Annotated in this window: 17 protein-coding genes and 1 pseudogene; 9 read left to right on the top strand and 9 right to left on the bottom strand. The window is 38.8% G+C overall.

Annotated elements, in window-relative coordinates; all coding sequences use genetic code 11:
* Positions 1-119: 119 nt before the first annotated feature.
* Both A7A69_RS04375 and A7A69_RS04370 read right to left on the bottom strand, forming a co-directional pair.
* A complete protein-coding gene (locus tag A7A69_RS04375; RefSeq protein ID WP_120370047.1) occupies positions 120-1,238 on the bottom strand; it encodes a PilT/PilU family type 4a pilus ATPase in 1,119 nt (372 codons plus the stop codon).
* A 27-nt stretch (positions 1,239-1,265) separates the two neighbouring features.
* A complete protein-coding gene (locus A7A69_RS04370; protein ID WP_130803221.1) occupies positions 1,266-2,303 on the bottom strand; it encodes a type IV pilus twitching motility protein PilT in 1,038 nt (345 codons plus the stop codon).
* 123 nt (positions 2,304-2,426) lie between these two features.
* Here A7A69_RS04370 and A7A69_RS04365 point away from each other — a divergent pair, with 123 nt between their 5' ends.
* Both A7A69_RS04365 and A7A69_RS04360 read left to right on the top strand, forming a co-directional pair.
* Positions 2,427-3,113, top strand: coding sequence for a YggS family pyridoxal phosphate-dependent enzyme (locus A7A69_RS04365; protein ID WP_120370045.1), 687 nt, complete (start codon positions 2,427-2,429; stop codon positions 3,111-3,113).
* 149 nt (positions 3,114-3,262) lie between these two features.
* Complete coding sequence (locus A7A69_RS04360; RefSeq protein WP_120370044.1) at positions 3,263-4,108, top strand: undecaprenyl-diphosphate phosphatase; 846 nt, start codon at positions 3,263-3,265, stop codon at positions 4,106-4,108.
* Here the strand turns inward: A7A69_RS04360 and A7A69_RS16555 are convergent.
* From A7A69_RS16555 to A7A69_RS04340, 4 genes and pseudogenes are all read right to left on the bottom strand, one after another.
* A pseudogene (locus A7A69_RS16555) lies at positions 4,066-4,758 on the bottom strand (HAD family hydrolase). The gene A7A69_RS04360 and the pseudogene A7A69_RS16555 sit on opposite strands and share 43 nt — an antisense overlap.
* A gap of 80 nt (positions 4,759-4,838) precedes the next feature.
* On the bottom strand, positions 4,839-5,624 hold the full coding sequence (locus A7A69_RS04350; protein WP_152876400.1) for a transglutaminase-like domain-containing protein: 786 nt from the start codon (positions 5,622-5,624) through the stop codon (positions 4,839-4,841).
* Between the two features lie 179 nt (positions 5,625-5,803).
* Entirely contained in the window at positions 5,804-9,400 is a 3,597-nt protein-coding gene (locus tag A7A69_RS04345; protein ID WP_187349164.1) for an AAA family ATPase, read from the bottom strand.
* A 9-nt stretch (positions 9,401-9,409) separates the two neighbouring features.
* Positions 9,410-10,663 carry an exonuclease SbcCD subunit D gene (locus A7A69_RS04340; RefSeq protein ID WP_152876399.1) on the bottom strand — a complete coding sequence of 418 codons (1,254 nt, stop codon included), beginning with the start codon at positions 10,661-10,663 and terminating at the stop codon, positions 9,410-9,412.
* Positions 10,664-10,785: 122 nt separating this feature from the next.
* Here A7A69_RS04340 and A7A69_RS04335 point away from each other — a divergent pair, with 122 nt between their 5' ends.
* The gene (locus A7A69_RS04335) at positions 10,786-11,268 is read left to right on the top strand and encodes an OsmC family protein (RefSeq protein WP_120370040.1); all 483 of its coding nucleotides are present in this window, start codon (positions 10,786-10,788) and stop codon (positions 11,266-11,268) included.
* 256 nt (positions 11,269-11,524) lie between these two features.
* Positions 11,525-11,977, top strand: coding sequence for an ABZJ_00895 family protein (locus tag A7A69_RS04330; protein ID WP_171500779.1), 453 nt, complete (start codon positions 11,525-11,527; stop codon positions 11,975-11,977).
* A gap of 34 nt (positions 11,978-12,011) precedes the next feature.
* Here A7A69_RS04330 and thiO read toward each other — a convergent pair whose 3' ends face one another.
* Positions 12,012-13,133 (bottom strand): glycine oxidase ThiO, encoded by a 1,122-nt coding sequence (thiO, locus tag A7A69_RS04325; protein WP_152876398.1) that lies wholly within the window; start codon positions 13,131-13,133, stop codon positions 12,012-12,014.
* A 59-nt stretch (positions 13,134-13,192) separates the two neighbouring features.
* Entirely contained in the window at positions 13,193-14,206 is a 1,014-nt protein-coding gene (hemB, locus tag A7A69_RS04320) for a porphobilinogen synthase (protein WP_152876397.1), read from the bottom strand.
* A 108-nt stretch (positions 14,207-14,314) separates the two neighbouring features.
* Here hemB and A7A69_RS04315 point away from each other — a divergent pair, with 108 nt between their 5' ends.
* The 3 genes from A7A69_RS04315 to A7A69_RS04305 all read left to right on the top strand — a co-directional run bounded on the left by A7A69_RS04315 (position 14,315) and on the right by A7A69_RS04305 (position 17,790).
* Complete coding sequence (locus tag A7A69_RS04315) at positions 14,315-14,812, top strand: thioesterase family protein (protein ID WP_120370037.1); 498 nt, start codon at positions 14,315-14,317, stop codon at positions 14,810-14,812.
* A 275-nt stretch (positions 14,813-15,087) separates the two neighbouring features.
* Positions 15,088-16,242 (top strand): HlyD/EmrA/EmrK family protein, encoded by a 1,155-nt coding sequence (locus tag A7A69_RS04310; RefSeq protein WP_120370036.1) that lies wholly within the window; start codon positions 15,088-15,090, stop codon positions 16,240-16,242.
* A 3-nt stretch (positions 16,243-16,245) separates the two neighbouring features.
* Positions 16,246-17,790 (top strand): DHA2 family efflux MFS transporter permease subunit, encoded by a 1,545-nt coding sequence (locus tag A7A69_RS04305; protein ID WP_120370035.1) that lies wholly within the window; start codon positions 16,246-16,248, stop codon positions 17,788-17,790.
* An 85-nt stretch (positions 17,791-17,875) separates the two neighbouring features.
* Here A7A69_RS04305 and A7A69_RS04300 read toward each other — a convergent pair whose 3' ends face one another.
* Positions 17,876-19,291: an aminotransferase-like domain-containing protein gene (locus tag A7A69_RS04300; protein ID WP_152876396.1), complete on the bottom strand. Its 1,416-nt coding sequence runs from the start codon at positions 19,289-19,291 to the stop codon at positions 17,876-17,878.
* 271 nt (positions 19,292-19,562) lie between these two features.
* Between A7A69_RS04300 and A7A69_RS04295 the strand changes: the two genes are divergently transcribed.
* Positions 19,563-20,390, top strand: coding sequence for a hypothetical protein (locus A7A69_RS04295; protein ID WP_152876395.1), 828 nt, complete (start codon positions 19,563-19,565; stop codon positions 20,388-20,390).
* Positions 20,391-20,417: 27 nt separating this feature from the next.
* On the top strand, positions 20,418-20,573 hold the full coding sequence (locus tag A7A69_RS16550) for a hypothetical protein (protein WP_171406751.1): 156 nt from the start codon (positions 20,418-20,420) through the stop codon (positions 20,571-20,573).
* Positions 20,574-20,617: the final 44 nt, after the last annotated feature.

Here is a 20,617-nt window from a genome sequence, read left to right as displayed (position 1 = left end):
GCAACAAATTAAAAAAGGAAGCTCAGGCTTCCTTTTTTATTTAAGTCATTTCCTGTCCTGAAATAAGTTTACACATCGGAGACTTATTTTGTGAAACTAAAGAAAGGGCAGTGAATAATTTATTGGCCATCGAAAGTGATGTTACGACTGGCATTCATCAGTTGCTCTGCACCTTCTTCTGAAAGTTTGATGCTGAGGCGAAGATCGTTTGGCGAATCTGCATGTTTCAAAGCATCTTTATAGGTAATCTCACCTGCTTTATAAAGATCAAATAAAGCCTGATCAAAAGTCTGCATTCCCAGTTCACGTGAACGTTTCATCAAATCTTTAATTTCATGAATTTCACCTTTACGAATATAGTCCGCAAGTAAAGGTGTATTGATTAAAATTTCAATTGCAGCGCGACGTGAGTTACCGTCAGGTGTCGGGATGAGTTGCTGTGCCACCATCGCTTTGAGATTTAGTGATAGATCCATATATAACTGATTGTGTCGATCACTTTCAAAGAAATGAATAATACGATCTAGTGCTTGGTTGGCATTATTGGCATGCAGTGTTGCAAGCACAAGATGTCCAGTTTCAGCAAAAGCAATGGCATAGTCCATAACCTCGCGAGAACGAATCTCACCAATCAAAATAACATCAGGTGCTTGTCTTAGCGTATTTTTTAATGCAATCTCAAATGAATCTGTATCTATACCGACTTCACGTTGAGTGACAATACACCCTGCATGTTCATGCAGAAATTCAATCGGATCTTCAACCGTAATGATATGACCTTTGGAATTTTGATTGCGATATCCAATCATGGAGGCTAAAGAAGTCGATTTACCAGTTCCTGTTGCACCTACAAAAATAATGATGCCCCGTTTAGTCATGGCAAGATCTTTAAGGATCACAGGCAAACGTAGTTCATCCATGGATGGAATAGTCGTCTCGATACGCCGTAATACCATACCTGGCATGTCGCGCTGTTGAAAGGCGCTGACACGGAAACGTGAAGATTTATCACGATTCATAATGGCAAAGTTACATTCACGTGTTTCACTAAATTCTTTGCGTTGTTTATCGCTCATAATGGACTGAATCAGTTGTCCAACAACTTCACCGCTTAGTTTAGTCTTGGAAACAGGAACAATCTGTCCATTAATTTTCATAGACGGCTCAACACCTGCGGTTACGAACAGGTCTGAGGCTTGTTGTTCAATCATTAGATTGAGTAGGTCATTAAAATCCATGTCTTATCATCCTTTTATTTTTATGGTTTATAGGAAGGATTCTGGCGATTTGGCAACAGTACGAGCTGTCTGTGGGCTAATCATACCTTTAGACACAAGCGTTTTCAAGCTTTGATCTAGTGTGGTCATGCCGTAATTGGCACCTGTTTGAATAGCAGAATACATTTGTGCAACTTTGTTTTCACGGATCAGGTTACGAATAGCAGGAATCCCGATCATGATTTCATGTGCCGCAACACGACCACCGCCATTTTTCTTTAATAAGGTTTGAGAAATAACGGCTTGTAAAGATTCAGATAACATGGCGCGAACCATATCTTTTTCTTCGGCAGGGAATACATCGATAACACGGTCAATAGTTTTTGCGGCAGATGTGGTATGCAGTGTTCCAAACACAAGGTGACCTGTTTCTGCGGCAGTCAGAGCTAAACGAATGGTTTCAAGATCACGCATCTCACCCACAAGGATAATATCAGGGTCTTCACGTAAGGCTGAACGTAACGCCTCATTAAAGCCATGTGTATCGCGATGTACTTCACGCTGGTTGATCAGACATTTTTTGGATTGGTGTACAAATTCAATTGGATCTTCTACGGTTAAAATATGGTCATAGCGATTGTCATTGATATAATCCAGCATCGCGGCAAGGGTGGTAGACTTACCCGAACCTGTTGGGCCCGTTACGAGAACAATACCACGTGGATACTCACAGATATCCTTAAAGATTTGCCCTAAACCCAAATCATCCATAGTAAGAACTTTAGATGGAATGGTACGAAACACTGCACCTGCACCACGATTTTGATTAAAAGCATTGACACGAAAACGCGCAATATTGGGCACTTCAAAAGAAAAGTCCGTTTCCAGTTGTTCTTCAAAGTCACGACGTTGTTTGTCATTCATAATATCGTAAACAAGACGGTGAACTTCTTTGTGTTCCAGTGCAGGCAGATTAATACGACGGACTTCACCATCGACACGAATCATAGGTGGCATGCCTGCTGAAAGATGCAAATCCGATGCACCATTTTTAACCGAAAAAGCGAGTAATTCTGTGATATCCATGATTTCCCCTAATATAATGAGTATGTATCGTTATTTTGTAGAATAATAAGCGTTTCCGAATCGCTTACCAACACTTCAAAGTAAGGTTAAGCAAAAAAAATAACTGAAATGAGAACCCTGTCAATGAATCAATTTCAACAAGCACGAAATCAGGTCCTTCATCAAATCAAAAATGCATGTCAAAGTGCTCAGCGTGACCCTGATAGCGTAGATTTATTGGCAGTGTCGAAAACTCATCCAAGTCAGGCTTTACGTGAAATGTATCAGTTAGGTCAGCGTTGCTTCGGAGAAAATTATTTACAGGAAGCATTGGAAAAAATTGAAGAATTAAAAGACCTTGAAATTGAATGGCACTTTATCGGACATATTCAACGTAATAAAACCAAACTTTTAGCAGAAAAGTTTGACTGGGTACACGGTGTCGATCGTTTAATCATTGCTGAGCGTTTATCCAGCCAGCGTTTAGATACGCAGTCGCCACTGAATTTATGCATTCAGGTTAACATCGATGCACAAGAATCTAAAGATGGTTGTCGACCAAACGAAGTGGCTGAATTAGTCGCAAAAATTAGTCAATTGCCCCATATTCGTCTACGCGGAATTATGGTGATTCCTGCTCCCGATCATTCTCAGGCTTTCATAAATGCCAAAGAATTATTTGAACAGGTAAAGCCTCAGCATGCACGGCCACAGGACTGGGATACTTTAAGTATGGGAATGTCAGGTGATCTTAATGCTGCGATCGCAGCAGGCGCGACAATTGTACGGATTGGTACGGCTCTTTTCGGAGCGCGGGATTATTCAAAATAAAATTTAAAAATGAAGTAAGACCACTTTTAAGCAATAAATTCATCTATTCGGATGATTAGCGTTGTGTTTGTTTAATTCGATTGAGCTTTTTAATCTAGTTTTAATGGCTCGTAAGTATATAAGCATCACGGGCTTTTACGAGAATATAAATGAACCTTTTCCATGTATTTATTTTGGCAGTAATTCAGGGGTTAGCAGAACTGTTGCCTGTTTCCAGTTCTGCGCATGTGATTTTGGCAGAAAAAATGATGGGTTTTGACCCTTCTGCGCCAAATATGACCTTTCTTTTGGTGATGCTACATACAGGTACGATGTTTGCCGTAATCGTTTATTTTTGGCATTCGTGGAAAAAAACTTATTTTTCTGACTGGCAGTCTTTTAAGCAACGAGTCTGGTATGTATTGATTGCGACTGCAATCACAGGGGGATTAGGATTATTATTACAATCCCTGATTAAACATGTGTTTTTTGGTGGAGCCAGTAACTTTGAGATTGAACATTTATTTAGTAACTCCAAATTGATGGCAGCAGCTTTAGCCGCAGCAGGGGTTTTAATTATTCTATCTTCACGTTTTGATCGTGGACAGCAAGGTGATATCAGTTTATCAAGTGCTATCGTGATTGGGGCAGTGCAAGCTTTATGCTTACCGTTTCGGGGTTTCTCTCGCTCAGGTGCAACGATTTCCACTGCGTTATTTTTAGGTATTTCTCGTCAAAAAGCCGAAGAGTTTAGTTTTGCCTTGGCTGTGGTATTAACTCCTGCTGTAATCGCAAAAGAATTATTGCGTTTGGTTCATGCGCAACATGCAAGTGCGGGAGCTTCCCATTTGGCATTAGGAAGTTTGTTATTACCAAGCTTGTTTGGCATGGTCTTTAGCTTTTTAACAGGTTTAGTGGCGCTTAAATGGCTCTCTGCATGGCTGGAACATGGTCGCTGGTATTTATTTGGGATTTATTGTTTGGTGTTTTCCTGTGTGGTGTTGATGCTGAGCTGATTTAAAACCATGAATATATCTTGATAATCATGCAGATTAGCATCCGAAATTTTTGAATTAATCTGAGGGTCTGGATGAAAATAGATGGTTTTCATCCCTACTTTTTTTGCGCCTTGAATGTCTGCTAATTCATGATCACCAATAAAAACGCATTGTTGTGGAAATACTTCTAATTGTTTACAAGCTAAATTAAAAATTTCAGGATCTGGTTTACGTAGACCCACCGCTTCCGATACTAAAATATTTGAAAAATATTCGCTTAGACCTAAAGCATAAAAATTATGCTCTTGAAATGGAGTACGTCCATTTGAAATTAAGCCAATAAGATACCCTTGTTGTTTTAGGTTTCTAATCGTATTTTCAATATGAGGAAATCCAATCGAAAATTTATTAAAGTCAGAAATATAACTTTTGAGTAAATCGTGATATTCAATAGATTCGATCTTAAACTCATCAATTAACTTTTTATAAACGGTATCTTTCCAGACGGCACCATTTTGATCAAGCTCAAGAAATATCTGAATAAATCTTGCCTTTTCTCACTGGGGAATCAATTGAAAAAAATTAATTTGCCAATTTAAAAAATGATCGAGAGAAGTAGTACGATCCAATAAAGTTTGATCAAGATCAAAGAAAATGGCCTGAATCATAGAGCTTTCTCTAAATGGTGGAATGATGAAAAGTTCTGATAAAAAACCATTTTTTATGGTCAAAAAGCCTCATTGATGGCTTAAACACGCTCAATCACGGGACTCATAGAAATGAGTTCAATCTCCCCATAAACCGTTGCAAATGGAACATCTTTGGCATCGAGTCCAGTACCTATGCGAACAAACTGATCAATTGGTCCCATACGTGTGGCATCAAAAAGCACCCACTGGTTTTCAAGATAAACTTCAAAAATTGCATGGAAATCAGGCTGAGCTTCATAAAAAGGCATATAACCAAATACAAATCGTGCAGGAATATTCAGCGCACGGCAAATCGCAATGCCTAAATGAGCAAAATCACGGCAAACGCCAGCACGATTAACTAAAATATCACGTGCCGTGGTCGTGCTGTCTGATGAGCCTGATTGGTATAGAATATTATTATAAATCCAATCACAAATTGCTTGTACACGTGTATATCCTTTTGGCAAATCAGCAAAAGTATTGTTCACCATTATACCGATTAAATCGGACTCACAAAAACGGCTGGGTGCAAGATAAAATAATGTATCAGAAGGTAAATCTTTAATTTCACATTCTTTTAAAGTCGTGTCACGTTCAGGAATATAAGTTTGAACTTCTGCATTATATTGAACAATTAAATCACCTTGTGGCGCGTACACACGGATAAGTCGATTTAAACCATTATCACGATGATATTGTTCAAAGGTCAGGTCGGGCTTTAGCTGAAATGACTCATCGACGATCTTCTGCCACGGATGCTCTGCGATTTGCAATTGAAAAATAAATTCGGTTGCATCTACGACGCGATAATGAAGTTGGCAATTTATTGATAAAGTATGCATTTTTTAGCTCAAATTAAATTTTTTCTCCTGCTAAAAACAAATATTTTCTTGGCTTGATCATTTTGTTTTTAATCAGAACCGTTTTAAGTTACCAAATTCTTTTTCTTTCACAATGAATGATTCACAGGCAAATAGTATGGGATATGTAAAGTCTGGAAGATGCTTACACAATGGAAAGATTATCCCACCACTTCAATTCGACTTGAACCTGAACCTATCGGTTGTACCTGTATTTGTACAGGAATCCGCTCATGCATTTCTTGAATATGCGAGATTAAAACCACTTTACGCCCCTGACTTTGTAATTGATCAAGCGCATTCATGACCATATGCAAAGAAGATGCATCCAGTGTGCCAAAGCCTTCATCAATAAATAAAGATTCGATTTTCATTGAACCAGAAGCCATATTGGCAATGGCCAAAGAAATTGCAAGCGCAGTCAGGAATGATTCACCGCCAGAGAGCGAAGCGACGGAACGGATTTCACCGTCCATGTCATGATCGATAATGGCAAGGCTGAGTGAGTTTTCCAAACGTTTTAAAGTATAACGCTGCGACAGCATCGCCAATTGTTGATTGGCGTATTCAAGTAAAATATCCAGATTATATTGCTGCGCTAGATCGCGGAATTCTTTACCTTTGGCATCGCCAATTAAACTGGAAATTTTATTCCAGCGATGTTCTTGTTGTTGAATTTGTTGAATCTGATCTGCAAAATTTTGCTGCTTGGCTAGATTCTGCTGATGTAACTCTAATTTGACTTTATATTGATCACGTTGTTCAGCACATTGTTGTAGCTCGTTCAACGTCTCTTGAAGTTGTGTTTTAAGCTGTTCATGATCTATGTCAGGTTGCGATTGTAGATGTTCAGTCTGTTGCTCCTGTATGGTTTTCAAGGCTGAACTGGTTTCACTTAGTTTTCGTTCTGCTTGTTGTAACTCTACGCGCAACTGTTGTTCTTGTTGAGTTGAAATCACAAGTAATTCTGCAAACTGTTGTGGGGCAAAGTCAGTATGTTGGTTTAACCACTGATCAATTGCAGTCTGACATTGGCTAAGCGAGTTTTGATTGTGTAGATGTTGCGCTTTAAGTTGATCCAGTTGATTTTTTTGCTGCTCATAGTTTTGTCGAGAGACTTCAAAGCCCTGTTTGAGTTGTTGATAATTTTTTTGTAAATCTTGGCGTTGCTGTTCGTGCTGTGCTAACCATTCATTGGCTTTTAGCTCAGTTTTGCCTGTCATCTGTTCAACAAGGCGAGTCGCATTTTCATTATTTTCAATACCTTGTTGTCTGATATTTTCTAGTTGTTGCTTAAACTCATCTAATTGTTTTTGGTGATACGAAATCTCATCCATTAACGCTTTGATCTGTTGCTGTAATTGATCCGATTGTTTTTTCACATCTTCGCTTCTTTCCAGTTGTCGTACGCGAAGTTGCAAACACTGAAGCATGTTTTCTGCGATTGTTCGGCTATGTTGCGACCATTGTTGCTGCTCCTGATCAGTTAAACATTGCACAATATGCTGAACTTGTTGCTGTAATTGTTGAACGGTTTGGAGTTGATATTGTGTATTCTGGATATTTTGTTGCAAAGTCTGTTGCTGTTTTTGAGTCTGTTTTAATTGTTGAATCTCTTGTTCAATCTGCTGTTTAAGTAATAGATTTTGCTTTAAATGTAATTGCAATTGTGCGGTTAATTCACTAGATGCAAGCGTCAAATCCAACTGGATATTGAGTTGTTGAAATGCTTGTACTAATACGTGTTGTTGTTCGTTAATTTTTTCCTGATTACGGGCGAAACTGGCACTTAATTCCTTAATCCTTGCTTGTATTTGGTTGAGTTGCTGTTGTGCGCGTTGCCATTCATTGAAATGCTGTTGTTCTTTTTGGGTTGCTTGTTGTTCTTGTTGCTCATGCAACTCATATAAGGCTTTGGAGACCAAACTTTCATCATCACGATAAGGATGCTCAGTACTTCCACAGACAATACAAGCTTCGCCTTGTTTTAACGCTGCACGCAAATGTTCGATATTTTCCGCATGTAATAAACGCTGCTGTTGTAATATCTGTTGAAGTTGCTCACGTTCAGTTTTCGCGTGTTGATAACTTTGTTGCGAAATTGCAGTTTGTGTTTCAAGTTTTTTTTGGGTTTGAGTGGCAGTTTGTAGTTCAACTTGAAGCTGATTTAGTTCCTGTTTTAGTTCATTAAATACGTTTAATTTATGTTGAACACTCTCAAGTTGATTTAATCGTTTTAGCTCTTGTTCGTTACGCGAGTCCTGTTGTTGAAGTTTATCTTCAATCTGCTGAACATCGCCAAAGCGTTCAATTAAATCCTTAACGGTCTTTTCATCTAGCTGTAATTGCTGCCGAGCCGCTGCAATATCGCCAATACTCTGTTCAATTTTTTGATAATGCTGAATAAATTGACTAAGTTGCTGAATATGTGCCTTCAAACCTTGATCAAGCGATACAAAGTGTTTGCTTTGATCCAATTGAAGCGCCGTTTGGTGTAGCTGATCGTTAAGCTGTTGCTGTTGTTGTTCAAATTGCTGTTGTTTACTAAATAAAGGCTGTTGCGTATGTTCAAGTTGCTTTAAACGACTTTGGATTTCTTTATATTTTTCTGCAATCGAGTCGCGTTCCAACACATATTTACGTACCAGATTCAGTTCAGTTTGGTATTGCTTTTCAAAACTTTGAAACTGTTGCAGTGCATTTTCAGCCTGATGATAGCGGCTTTGTTCTTGTTCATATTGCACAGTCAAGTTTGAAAAATGTTGTTGCTGCTTTGAAATTTGTGGCTCAAGCTGCTGTTGGTTTTTAAATAATTGCTGTTGTTGAAACACATATGGACGTATTTCAGAAAAAGTATCCAGTCGATTTAAAAGCTGACGATTTGTATCTAAACTATCATGTATTTTGACATGTTCATTGTATTGCTGTTGCTTGAGCAGAATGTCATTTTCAAGCTTTTGTTGACGTTCAAACCAACGGTTTACTTGCTCAAGTTTGGTTTTTTCTGTATCAAGTTTTTTATGCTGTTGTTGTGATAAATCAAGCTTAACCTTTAATTCACTGAATTCTTCATCTGAAAGCAATTCAATATTACCCATGGAGGCTTCTAGCTGCTTTCGTTGCAGAGTGATTTCTCTGGTTTTTTCAAATGCGAGCTGACCAATTTTGGCAAAAATACTGGAGTTGGTCAGATATTCAAGTAGCTCACCACGTTCATTATCGCGTGCCTTTAAGAAAGCCGTCACTTCAGATTGCGCCAAAAGTACCGCACGAGTGAATTGTTCAAAACTGAGTTGGGTAATTTGTTGGATATGCACTTCAACCGCTTTAGTTTTGTCTGCAATCACGACGCCATCGGTGAGACATTTTAAGCTGCGTTGTACACTTTGTAATTTGCCATTGGCATTTTCGCGGGCGCGTTTAATCTCCCAACGTGCTAAATAATGCTTTTGATCCTGTGCGACAAAACACAATTCAGCAAAGCCATGTGCTGTCCCACGTCGTAGTACCGTAAGCGGGGAGTTGGTTAAAAGTTCTGAACCATCCACATCTAAAAGCTTGCCATCACTGTCTTTGAGTCGCGGAATTTTATTAAACAAAGCCAAACACATTGCATCTAAAATCGTGGATTTGCCTGCACCTGTTTTACCAACAATGGCAATCAGTCCTGCACTTGCTAAGGGATCACTTTCAAAATCAATAAAATGTTCGCCTGCCAATGATGCTAGATTTTTGAGTCGGATGGATAAAATTTTCACGCTAATCCTTTAACTCTTGTGTTGATCTTCAAGTTGCTGCTGCGCTTGAGCGACTAAACTCATAAAGTCTTTTTGAACTTCATCATCTGAGTGATATCCCTTTTTTTCCCAAATTTGTTGAAATAATTTTTCAGGTGTTGGCGGTTCAAGATGAATCTGTTGTTGCTGCTCGGCACTATTTTCGAGGGATAAATATTGGCGCGAAATCCGAACCAGACGATAGCGAGCTGGAGGAAGCGCATCCTCAAACTGTTGTCTTAAATTTGGCTGAGGTGGTGTGAGAGTATGATATTCAATATCGACATATTCCCGTTGATCAATGCTTTCAATGACATCATTTGGCAAGTTTTTTAATTTTTGCATGACTTCATTGAGTTCACCACGAATTTTATGTAGTTGTATGCTACGCGGAATTTCCAAAGCCTCAAACTGAAAATATGGATCATCTTTTTGATCGGGATTGACCATGACCTCAACGACTTGATGTTTGTAGTTGATTTCACTAAAGGAAAGCGGAATTGGTGAACCACTATAACGGATATGTGTTTGTCCAACTTTTTGTGGTTTGTGTAAATGCCCTAATGCTACATAATCAATGCCATCTTCAAACAAAGTGGTAGATAACGCTTCTTCATTGCCAATGATAATCGGGCGTTCCGAATCCGAAGTTTCCCCACCTTGCATATGTGCATGAGACATTAAAATTAGAGCCTGTTTCTCCGTTTTCCGATGCTTTGCTTCCGCAATCAATTGTTGATGTAAATAGGCAATGGCATTTTGACTATTGCTTGTATATTCATTAAAGCCCGTAATTTCAGCAGAGCGTAAAAAGGGTAACGCAATACACCATGCCACAATTTGTTTTTTCTCATCATAAATCGGCAGAATTAAGCGATCCAGATTTAAGGTTTTGTCTTCATTCCAACGTACCACACCGACTGTTCTGGCATTGTATTTTTCTAAAAGTGGTTCGACTTGTTCAATCCGATAGCCTGAGTCATGATTGCCTGCAATCATTAAAGTTTGCATATGCGGTGCAAGTTGATGTGCATCGGCTAAAAATTGATAAAGTTGTTTTTGTGCCTGTGAGCTAGGATTGATGACATCGAAAATATCACCTGCAATGAGTAGGGCATGCGGTTGTTTATTTTTGATTTGTTCGAGTAACCATGCCAGAAATTGTTCATGCTCGTAATGGCGGGAATGGTTATAAAAAAACTGTCCCAAATGCCAATCGGAAGTATGAAAAAAGCGCACGGTCATCGGTGACAGGATTCCTGTTTTTGATTAGAGGATAAGGTAGCATATTCAAACTTGAATTGAGAATGCATCAAAAACCAAAAGCATGATGATATCTGCGGATTAAATTTTATTAAAGAGGAAAAATGATGATTCATCAATATGATGTCAAAATTCGTTGGATTGGAAATACTGGAGAAGGCACAAAAACATATCAATCTTATCAACGTGATTTTATTATTGAAAGTGAAAATAAGCCTGCTATATCAGGTTCATCCGATCCAGCCTATCGAGGTAATCCTGAACGATGGAATCCAGAAGATTTAATTGTTGCAGCAGCATCAGCTTGCCATAAACTTTGGTATTTACATCTTTGTGCAATGAATCATATTTGTGTTGTTGATTATATTGACCATGCATCTGGATTCATGGAGGACACTCACCCTGAAAAACGTGGTCATATCACTCAAGTAATTTTAAAACCGCATATCATATTAAAGACAGGTGCGAATTTGGATATCGCCAATCAACTGCATAAACAGGCACACCATGAATGTATGATTGCAAACTCGGTGAATTTTCCGATCTTATGTGAAGCTTCTTTTGAAGTTGAAGGGCAGAAAAAATAAAGACCGACGATTCGAGTGATGATAAATCGTCGGTCAAAAACTTTAGAATAAGTCTGGCTGCTAACAAAACATACTCTAAAGGATATGTCATAATGAAAGGTCACCGAACATTTGCGGATGCCGTGCAAATTACAATCGGTTGCTGCTGACCTTGTAACCTATATAACGAAGCTCATACCGAAAAGGTTGACAAGGAAATGCAAAAAACTTGAAAAAAACTTAAAATAAATTTTTGAATGCTCAATTTGTGATGAAAATGACCAACTTACGCCGTTATTATTTGTGGTTCTTTGTTATTTGTTTCATTCTCACGCTGATCATGGGCGTGATCGCGGCGCTATTACCTCAAGGTGTTGGTGGAATTATAACGGCTGTGCCTTATTTAGTAGCGACCATATCAGTGCTGTTTCGGTTTTTAAAACAGGAAAAACGTGCGCCTACTCAACAAGAACGTAAAAAGCTGACTTTAGCTTTTACCCTTATTTTTTGGGGCTATAATTTATTGGGTGTTTTACTGGGTCTGACTATATTTTCAATACGTGATCCTGAAGTCTTTCAAAACTTTTTACTTTATTTACAACAGCCCCAATTTATCAGCATCATTTTGATCATGTTTCTGGTGTTGGCAATCCCTTTGTATCTCATCACTTATTGGTTTTATGGCAAACAAGCACAGCGTATGGCGGCAAAAATGTTTGACCCAAAGTAATCCTTAGGTTGCTTAAATTTTATCCATATACTTTTTAGCTGATAATGAGCTGTTCTGTATTTAAGCGCGCAGGAGAGTATGGTGTTGGGTCGGTTAATGTGGGTTGCTCTAGTATTAACTGAGCTAACAACTGTGCAGAAGCGGGTCCCATACATAAGCCATTACGGAAATGTCCGGCATTCATCCATAGATTATTTATCTCAGGTACACAACCGATATACGGAACGCCAGTTGGAGAACTTGGTCGTAGTCCTGCCCATTGCTTTACAATGGGGAATTGAGCCAATTCAGGCACCATTTCTAGACAAGCATCAACAATATTCTGTTGAGTCTTGGCATCTGGCGTAGTATCAAAACCGCAATGTGCCATGCTTGAACCACAGACAATATGACCATCCTGACGCGGAATTAGATACATGACTTTGTTCATGCACATGGTAGGAAGCCAATGAGCAGGGGCTTTAAATAAAACCATTTGTCCTTGTACGGGGTGTACAGGGATGTCTAGATTTAACTGTTGTGCCCAATGTTGACTCCAAGCACCTGCGGCAATCACAAATTGATCTGCATGTATTTTGTTGCCATGTTGATCGATCGCGTACAGCACTTTTTGGCTTTGAATCTGAAATTTTATGATATGTGTTTGTTCAACAAAGTTGACTAAAGGATGCTGCTTTAAATAAGCGACAATAGACTGCAAAAGTCGGGGATTACGAATATTGGAAAGTTCAGGAAAATATATGGCATGTTGAAATTTGGGATCAATCCACGGGTTAATTTGCGCTAAAGCATCATGTTTGAGGTATTCAGCCTGTTGTATCGGTTCCTGATTGCGTTTTGCATAATTTAGACCGATATCGAAATCATCTTCGTCAAAAATCAGCATGCCTGTGTCATGAATTTCAAAATCAATACCTGTGATGGGTAATAATTTTTCGTTCCAAGTCTGATACATGCTTTTGCCATATTGTGCCAGAGTATTGACCGCTTGTGGATAACGCCACGGATACATCGGGGACAGGATTCCACCTCCTGCCCATGAGGCCGCTTGTCCAGCTTGTTGCTGATCAAAGACAGAAACTTGACAACCTTGTTCAACCAGTTCCAGTGCGGTGAGTAACCCACTAATTCCAGCACCAATAATGGCAATATGCATGATAACGTTAAACCATTTTAAAAATTCCCCTCTTTATCAAAGAGGGGGTAGGGGAGATTTTATTTCATCTCTTTCAATTTAAGTGCTGCTTCTTCGGCAAAATATGTCCAGATACCATCTGCACCTGCACGACGACAGCATAGCAATGACTCTAAAATCACGCTATCGGACAACCAGCCATTTTGAATTGCACCTGCCAACATGGCATATTCACCACTGACTTGATAAAGAAATGTTGGAACGCCAAAGGTATCTTTAACTTCACGGACAATATCCAGATAAGGCATCCCCGGTTTGACGATAACCATGTCGGCACCTTCTTGTAAATCAAGCGCAATTTCATGCAAAGCTTCTGCACGGTTGCCAATATCCATCTGGTAGTTGTATTTATTGCCGCCTTTTAAATTGCTTGCGGAGCCAACCGCATCACGAAAAGGCCCGTAAAAGCTAGACGCATATTTGGCTGAATAGGCCATGATATTGGTATAGATAAAACCATTTTGCTCTAAAGCCTGACGGATCGCGCCAATACGTCCGTCCATCATATCGCTTGGCGCGACAACATCTGCACCTGCTTCAGCGTGACTTAAAGCTTGCTTGACCAGACATTCTACGGTTTCATCATTGAGTACATAACCTGTATCATCGATAATGCCATCCTGACCATGCGTGGTATATGGATCTAAAGCGCCATCGGTGATGAGGACCATTTCTGGTAATTCTTTTTTGAGTAAGCGGCAAGTTTCCTGAACCAAACCATCTTCGTGCCATGCTGCTTCTGCGGTTAGACTTTTATCTTCTTGTGGAGTAACAGGAAATAGAGCAAGCTTGGACACGCCTAATTCTAAAATTTGTTCTGCTTTTTTAAGTAATAAATCTGCCGATAAACGCTGGATATTCGGCATACTTGGAATATCTTGACGCTGATTTTGTCCTGGCAAGACAAATACTGGGTAAATGAGATGATGCGGTGTCAGTTGAGTTTCGCTGACCATCGTGCGCAGTTGATCATTTTTACGAATTCGACGCATGCGAGTCGCAGGAAATGCAGGACGATTGAACGTATAAGTCATAACAATCTCAAGCCTCAGTATTAACTTGTGGCGTATTGTAGACCCATAATAGGGCATTTGTACAAGCAGAATTGGCTTTAATTCGGATTTACGGGTATTAGGTGTTTTATGACTGAAGCAAAAAAAACATGGACTGGGCATATTCATTTAGGCTCGAAAACAGAGATTACGGTGATTCTGAGTCAGTTATGTCAGGCATTTAACAGTTCTCCTTTCTTTAAGCACAGTGGCATGACTATGCGTGTCGTGGATGGAGAGATTGAAGCCTATATTGAGATGCAGCCAAATTTGATTGGTAATGTGGCATTTCAGATATTGCATGGCGGAGTCGCAGCGACTTTGCTAGATAGTATTGGTGGAATCGTTGCAATGGGAGAGCTATATAAAAAAGCTGAACCTGAAAATATGCCAGAAACCATCAAAAAAGTTTCACGTTTGGCAACGGTTGATATGCGGGTAGATTATATTGCCCCTGGTCGTGGTGAATATTTTATAGCCAAAGCTGAAGCCCTGCGTTTGGGGCGCAAAGGATGTACCATGCGTATGACCATGAAAAATAATGAGGATAAAATTATTGCGGTGGGCACTGCTTCCTATGCTTACTAATTCTATTCATTGGTCATAGTAAGGCACCTTTTTAGGTGCTTTTTTATGGGCTATATCATGATGGAAACTTGATAAAAATCAGCTTAAGCAAAAATGAACTAATAAGTTATCTTTTTATTATCAAATTATGATTTTTTTGGTTATTCTTGCTTTATTTGAAAATTAACATTGTCAGAAATTTCTTATTTAAGATTAAGTTCAGATTCAGAACTTAGACTGATCGATCGAACTGAAAAAGCTTTGACAATTTCAACCTACTGACTTAGGAATATGCGATGACAAATGCTCAAGATGATGTACAGACAAAAGAGCAGACAGCATCAACTTCTGATGACGCAATGAAATCAAAACGCAAAAAACTACTTACTTATTTTGCACTTATTATCATTATTGCTGCGATTATATATGCGATTTGGGCTGTATTTTTTAATAATTCGATGAGCACAGATAACGCCTATGTTGGAGCTGAAAATGCTCAAATTACCTCTATGGTCAGTGGACAGGTCGCGAAAGTGTTGGTCAGTGATACTGCTCAAGTCAAACAAGGTGATATTCTAGTTGAAATTGACAATCGTGATGCAACGATTGCATTGGCACAGGCAAAAGCTGAGTTGGCAAAGACTAAACGCCAATATCAACAAAGTTCAGCCAATAGTAGTTCTTTGAATTCTCAAGTTATTGTGCGTGATGATGAAATTAACAGTGCCAAAGCACAGGTTGCCAAAGCACAAACTGATGTAGATAAAGCCAAGCAGGATTATGATCGCCGTGCTTCTCTTGCAGCAACAGGTGCGATTTCAAAAGAAGAACTTAGCTCTGCACAAAGCGCATTACATACAGCGCAAGCCAATTTGAATGTGGCTCAGGCAGGGCTGTCTCAGGCTGAATCTAACCGTAAAGCTGCAATGAGTAACTTGGCTGCCAATGATGCTTTAATTAAAGGTACAGATGAAGACACACTTCCAGATGTGTTGGTAGCGCAGGCTAAACTCGAACAAGCACAGCTTGATCTGGATCGTACCGTTATTCGCGCGCCTGTCGATGGCGTCGTCGCTCGTCGTAATATTCAGATTGGTCAGCGGGTCGCACCTGGTACTGTCATGATGAGTATTGTTCCGATTTCTCAGCTTTATGTCGATGCTAACTTTAAGGAAAGCCAACTTGCCAAAGTCCGTGTCGGTCAAACGGCAACTCTGACTTCAGATTTATATGGTGATGATGTCGAATATCACGGTAAAGTCATCGGCTTCTCTGGTGGAACGGGCGCTGCTTTTGCCTTAATTCCTGCTCAAAATGCAACAGGTAACTGGATTAAAGTGGTTCAGCGCTTGCCTGTACGTATTGCACTTGATCCAAAAGAATTGGCTGATCATCCACTACGTGTGGGTCTGTCAATGGAAGCAAAAGTCGATCTTTCTTCGAAGAAGTAATCTATGAGTGCTCAAAATCAGGCTGCAACACGGACACCTTTTGCCGAGTTAAGTGGTGGTCGCTTGCTGCTTGCAGCATTTGTCATCGCTTTGTCCAATTTTATGGTGGTACTAGATACCACTATTGCCAATGTTTCTGTACCGCATATCACAGGTAATCTGGCGGTATCGTCCTCACAAGGGACATGGGTGGTGACCTCCTATGCAGTTGCCGAAGCGATTTGTGTTCCATTAACTGGTTGGCTAGCAAGTCGTTTCGGTACAGTTCGTGTCTTTGTGATGGGGCTGATTGGTTTTACTGTATTCTCATTTTTATGCGGGCTTTCGACCAGTCTTGAAATGTTGGTTTTGTGTCGTATTGGACAGGGCTTGTCTGGCGGGCCTTTGATGCCTCTTAGCCAAACGTTGCTGATGCGTATTTTCCCACAAGAAAAGCATTCTCAAGCGATGGGGCTTTGGGCTATGACCACTGTATTAGGCCCTATTTTAGGTCCTATTTTAGGTGGGTTGATCAGTGATAATTTGTCTTGGCACTGGATTTTCTTTATCAATATTCCTGTTGGTATTATTTGTGTCATGGCGGCTATTCGACTACTATCGGTTGCAGAAACCGACACTGTTCGCTTAAGAATCGATAGTGTTGGCTTATTTCTATTGGTACTGTGGATTGGTGCATTACAGCTCATGCTAGATTTAGGTCATGAGCGGGATTGGTTTAACAATACCAGTATTGTCCTGTTAGCGCTAACAGCGGTTATAGGCTTTATTATATTTCTGATCTGGGAGATGACTGATAAACAGCCAGTGGTCAATCTCTGGATATTTAGGCATCGTGGCTTTACAGTTTCAGTTCTGGCACTGTCCTTTGGTTTTGGGGCATTCTTTGGCAGTATTGTACTGATTCCCCAATGGTTACAAATGAATCTGGGATATACCGCAACATGGGCAGGTTATCTTACTGCCACAATGGGCTTTGGTAGTTTAACCATGTCACCTGTGGTGGCTAAACTTGCAACTAAGCATGATCCACGTGCTTTAGCGAGTTTTGGTCTATTACTCTTAGGCGTTGTAACCTTTATGCGGGCATTCTGGATCACTGATTCAGACTTTATGACATTGGCTTGGCCTCAGATTTTACAAGGCTTTGCTGTACCATTTTTCTTTATTCCATTGTCTAATATCGCGCTTGCCTCAGTTTTACCACAGGAAATAGCCTCCGCAGCGGGATTGATGAATTTCTTAAGAACGATGGCAGGTGCAATAGGCGCGTCTATTGCGGTCACGATTTGGGATGACCATGCAAAAGTCGCACGTAGTGAAATGGTGTCTAGCCTACATGTCGAAGAAACGCAGAATACCTTAATACAGAATGGTTTTAGTCCAGACAGTACATTGGGCATTATTTCTAGTCTAGTGGATAAAGAAGCGATTACTATGTCGGCAAACCATGTGTTTTTGTTATTTGCTTTGGCGTTTGTTTTTGCTGGATTAATTATCTGGTTAAGTCCAAAACCGCAACGCAGTTTACAAGGTCCTGCACCGCACTAAATAAAAAAAATAGGGAGCTTGAGTTCCCTATTTTTTATTCGGCTTAATAAATTTTGACTTTGGTCAGTTTAAACTATTTAAAAGATCAAGATTGGCTTTGAAGATTCAAAATATAGTGAATAAGTGTATCTAATCCAGTTTGTATGGATGGATTCCATTCAAATGAACAATTTAAGCGAATATAGTGTTGATTTGAGTCCGAAATATTAAAAAGAGGGCTAGGAGCAATACCAATATTTTGTGTGATTAATTGTTGGTAAAGTTCCAAACTGTCGATATGTAAGGGCAGTTTGATCCAGAGGAAATAACCACTAGGAAAGCTATAGATTTCACAGCATTGTCCTAAATGCTGTTTTAAATATTGAGTAAAACGCTTTTTGTTTTTTTCCAGACGACGACGTAATTGTCGTAAATGTTTATCGTAATGATGACTAGATACAAATTCAACAAGTGCATTTTGAATCAACGCATTGGCCGAAATAGTACTCATCAGTTGTAAGTGCTGAATTTTTTCCGAATATTTTCCTGCATACACCCAACCGACACGAAATCCTGCTCCCAATGTTTTTGAAAAAGAAGAACAATGCAAAACTAGATTGCTACGATCAAAATACTTCATGGACAAGGGCTTATTCATGCCATAAAAAAGTTCTTCATAGACATCATCTTCAATTAAATGAATTTGATGCTCATGTAAGCGTTTGGCAATTTTATACTTAATGTCGTCGCTGACTGTAAAACCGATTGGGTTTTGTGCATTCAACATAAACCAGCAGACTTTGATCGGATAATGTTGAATAACTTGTTCAAATGCTTGTAGATCAAAACCAAATGTAGGATGTTCGGGTAAGGTAATGACTTTTAAGCCTAAACGTTCTGCGGCCTGCCAAGCACCATAAAAAGTAGTTTGTTGTAATAAAATATAGTCACCAGGCTGAGTAAGTGCCTGTAATGATAAATTTAAGGCATCCAGACCACCTGAGGTAATCACGATATCATCTGCATCGGTTGCGATTCCTTGCATGGCGTATCGTTGCGCAATGATTTTACGTAAAGCAAGGTTTCCAGGTGGAAGATTGGTGGTTTGATCATAACTTTTTTGATCACGTGCTTTTTGGCTGACCATTTGTAAAAGTTTGGTGGGTGTCAGTAAATGATGATCTGGAAATGCTGAACCGAACGGAAGAATATCTTTAGATTGAATAGATTTTAAATATTTAAATACCAAAGAGTTAATCTCTATTTTGGGATTCAAAGATACGATTGTTGTGGAATGAGGCATTTGTGCTTTTAAATGTTCAGCGATGAAATAACCTGATTTTTCTTTAGAATAAATTAAACCTTGTGCCTCAAGATCCTGATAGGCATTCATGACCGTCATAAGACTAAAACCAGAAATTTCAGCCTGCTCGCGTAAAGAGGGCAGTTTGGTATGTGCTGACCATGAACCATTTTCAATAAGTCGTTTTAAATATTGTGCAAGCTGTTCAGATTTGTACATCGTGATGAAAATCAGCGCCTAAAAATAAAAGATAGAGTATATCGATGATAAAGTGAACCAAAAAAATAGATCAGATCTAATACTTTTCGATATAAAAAATAGAATTTTATAACAGTTGGACTTAATACTTATGGATCTGTTATATTTTTTTCAGCATATTCTGTGTCTACTTATTCACCCTTTTTAAGTTAACAATAGCTTTATTCAAGATGTGATGAATTTACTCGATGATCTACTGAAGCATTTTGATCAAAGAAGGTAGAGGTAATGCATGTTTAAGACTGAAGAACTCAATCAACTGTTGCAGATTTTTTTAGAGCAACAGCCATCTCAAGAGATGCAACAACAGCTTCTACACAAATATGTCAATCTTGAAGCAACTATTTTACGTGCTAAAGTCCTTAGAAGTTTATCTTCTAATAGTTCAGTTTATATTATTCAGTCCGCAGTTGGGTGGGATGATTTTGATATTGCTTATCTTTTTTCTCCGATTATTCTGTCCAACTTAAATAAAAAAACCATTTATACTACGCCATTAACAGCAGCAATTACTCATATGCTGGAATCTTATTATCAAGTCAAAACAAAGAATGCGGTTAATATTGATCATGCACTAGAAAGTTTAAACTTATATCTGGATATTTTTGAATGTGCAGATGAAATTGATTTTTTGTTTTTAAGTTTTATTAAAGCAATCTGTCGTGCTGATGTCTCAAAAATATTTATTATATCTAAAATGAAAATTGATTTTAGGATTTTAAATCAAATTAATCAATTTTTAGATGTTGAAATTTATCTTGTTCAGACACAATTTCATGATATTGCTTTTCATACCAAGCAAATAGATCAGAAGAAATTATTCTTTAAAGTGAAAGACGAGTTGCACCGAAATTTTTGTCACGATTTTTCTAAAATGAATGCAGAATTACTGGTGCTGACACATGGTTTTAGTCAAAAACAGGCACATCATTTGATTGAAGATATGTTTTACTCAGAGCATCTTTTTGAAAAAATTTCAGTTTACTCGGAATATATTCAAACACAGATTCAAAATGAAAATATCCTCAAACTCTCTCGCCATTCTACTATTTCCTTTTAACACTAAAGGTCTTTAGGAGTACTCCTCATGCAAAAAGATAAATCGCATTTTCCTTTTATCACAGTCGGAATCAGTATTTTACTTGGATGCTTATTTCTTGTTTTTTTCTATCTGGCTGTTAGTAATGAACCTGAATATATGCCATCTCAGCAACAAAAAAATGCTCTGGTAAAACATGAATGATGCTTTGTGAAAGGTTTGTTTGAAGTTGTATCTTTTATACAATT

The sequence above is a fragment of the Acinetobacter guerrae genome (assembly GCF_009372255.1).
GTDB classification, from domain to species: domain Bacteria; phylum Pseudomonadota; class Gammaproteobacteria; order Pseudomonadales; family Moraxellaceae; genus Acinetobacter; species Acinetobacter guerrae.
The sequence above is the reverse complement of the archived record's forward strand: the minus strand, read 5'-3'. Positions and strand labels throughout refer to the sequence as shown.

Bases quoted from the DNA above. Each gene is read 5' to 3' on its own strand.
- A7A69_RS04375 (WP_120370047.1), bottom strand. From the start codon at position 1,238: ATGGATTTTAATGACCTACTCAATCTAATGATTGAACAACAAGCCTCA.
- A7A69_RS04370 (WP_130803221.1), bottom strand. From the start codon at position 2,303: ATGGATATCACAGAATTACTCGCTTTTTCGGTTAAAAATGGTGCATCG.
- A7A69_RS04365 (WP_120370045.1), top strand. From the start codon at position 2,427: ATGAATCAATTTCAACAAGCACGAAATCAGGTCCTTCATCAAATCAAA.
- A7A69_RS04360 (WP_120370044.1), top strand. From the start codon at position 3,263: ATGAACCTTTTCCATGTATTTATTTTGGCAGTAATTCAGGGGTTAGCA.
- A7A69_RS04350 (WP_152876400.1), bottom strand. From the start codon at position 5,624: ATGCATACTTTATCAATAAATTGCCAACTTCATTATCGCGTCGTAGAT.
- A7A69_RS04340 (WP_152876399.1), bottom strand. From the start codon at position 10,663: ATGACCGTGCGCTTTTTTCATACTTCCGATTGGCATTTGGGACAGTTT.
- A7A69_RS04335 (WP_120370040.1), top strand. From the start codon at position 10,786: ATGATGATTCATCAATATGATGTCAAAATTCGTTGGATTGGAAATACT.
- A7A69_RS04330 (WP_171500779.1), top strand. From the start codon at position 11,525: ATGACCAACTTACGCCGTTATTATTTGTGGTTCTTTGTTATTTGTTTC.
- thiO (WP_152876398.1), bottom strand. From the start codon at position 13,133: ATGCATATTGCCATTATTGGTGCTGGAATTAGTGGGTTACTCACCGCA.
- hemB (WP_152876397.1), bottom strand. From the start codon at position 14,206: ATGACTTATACGTTCAATCGTCCTGCATTTCCTGCGACTCGCATGCGT.
- A7A69_RS04315 (WP_120370037.1), top strand. From the start codon at position 14,315: ATGACTGAAGCAAAAAAAACATGGACTGGGCATATTCATTTAGGCTCG.
- A7A69_RS04310 (WP_120370036.1), top strand. From the start codon at position 15,088: ATGACAAATGCTCAAGATGATGTACAGACAAAAGAGCAGACAGCATCA.
- A7A69_RS04305 (WP_120370035.1), top strand. From the start codon at position 16,246: ATGAGTGCTCAAAATCAGGCTGCAACACGGACACCTTTTGCCGAGTTA.
- A7A69_RS04300 (WP_152876396.1), bottom strand. From the start codon at position 19,291: ATGTACAAATCTGAACAGCTTGCACAATATTTAAAACGACTTATTGAA.
- A7A69_RS04295 (WP_152876395.1), top strand. From the start codon at position 19,563: ATGTTTAAGACTGAAGAACTCAATCAACTGTTGCAGATTTTTTTAGAG.
- A7A69_RS16550 (WP_171406751.1), top strand. From the start codon at position 20,418: ATGCAAAAAGATAAATCGCATTTTCCTTTTATCACAGTCGGAATCAGT.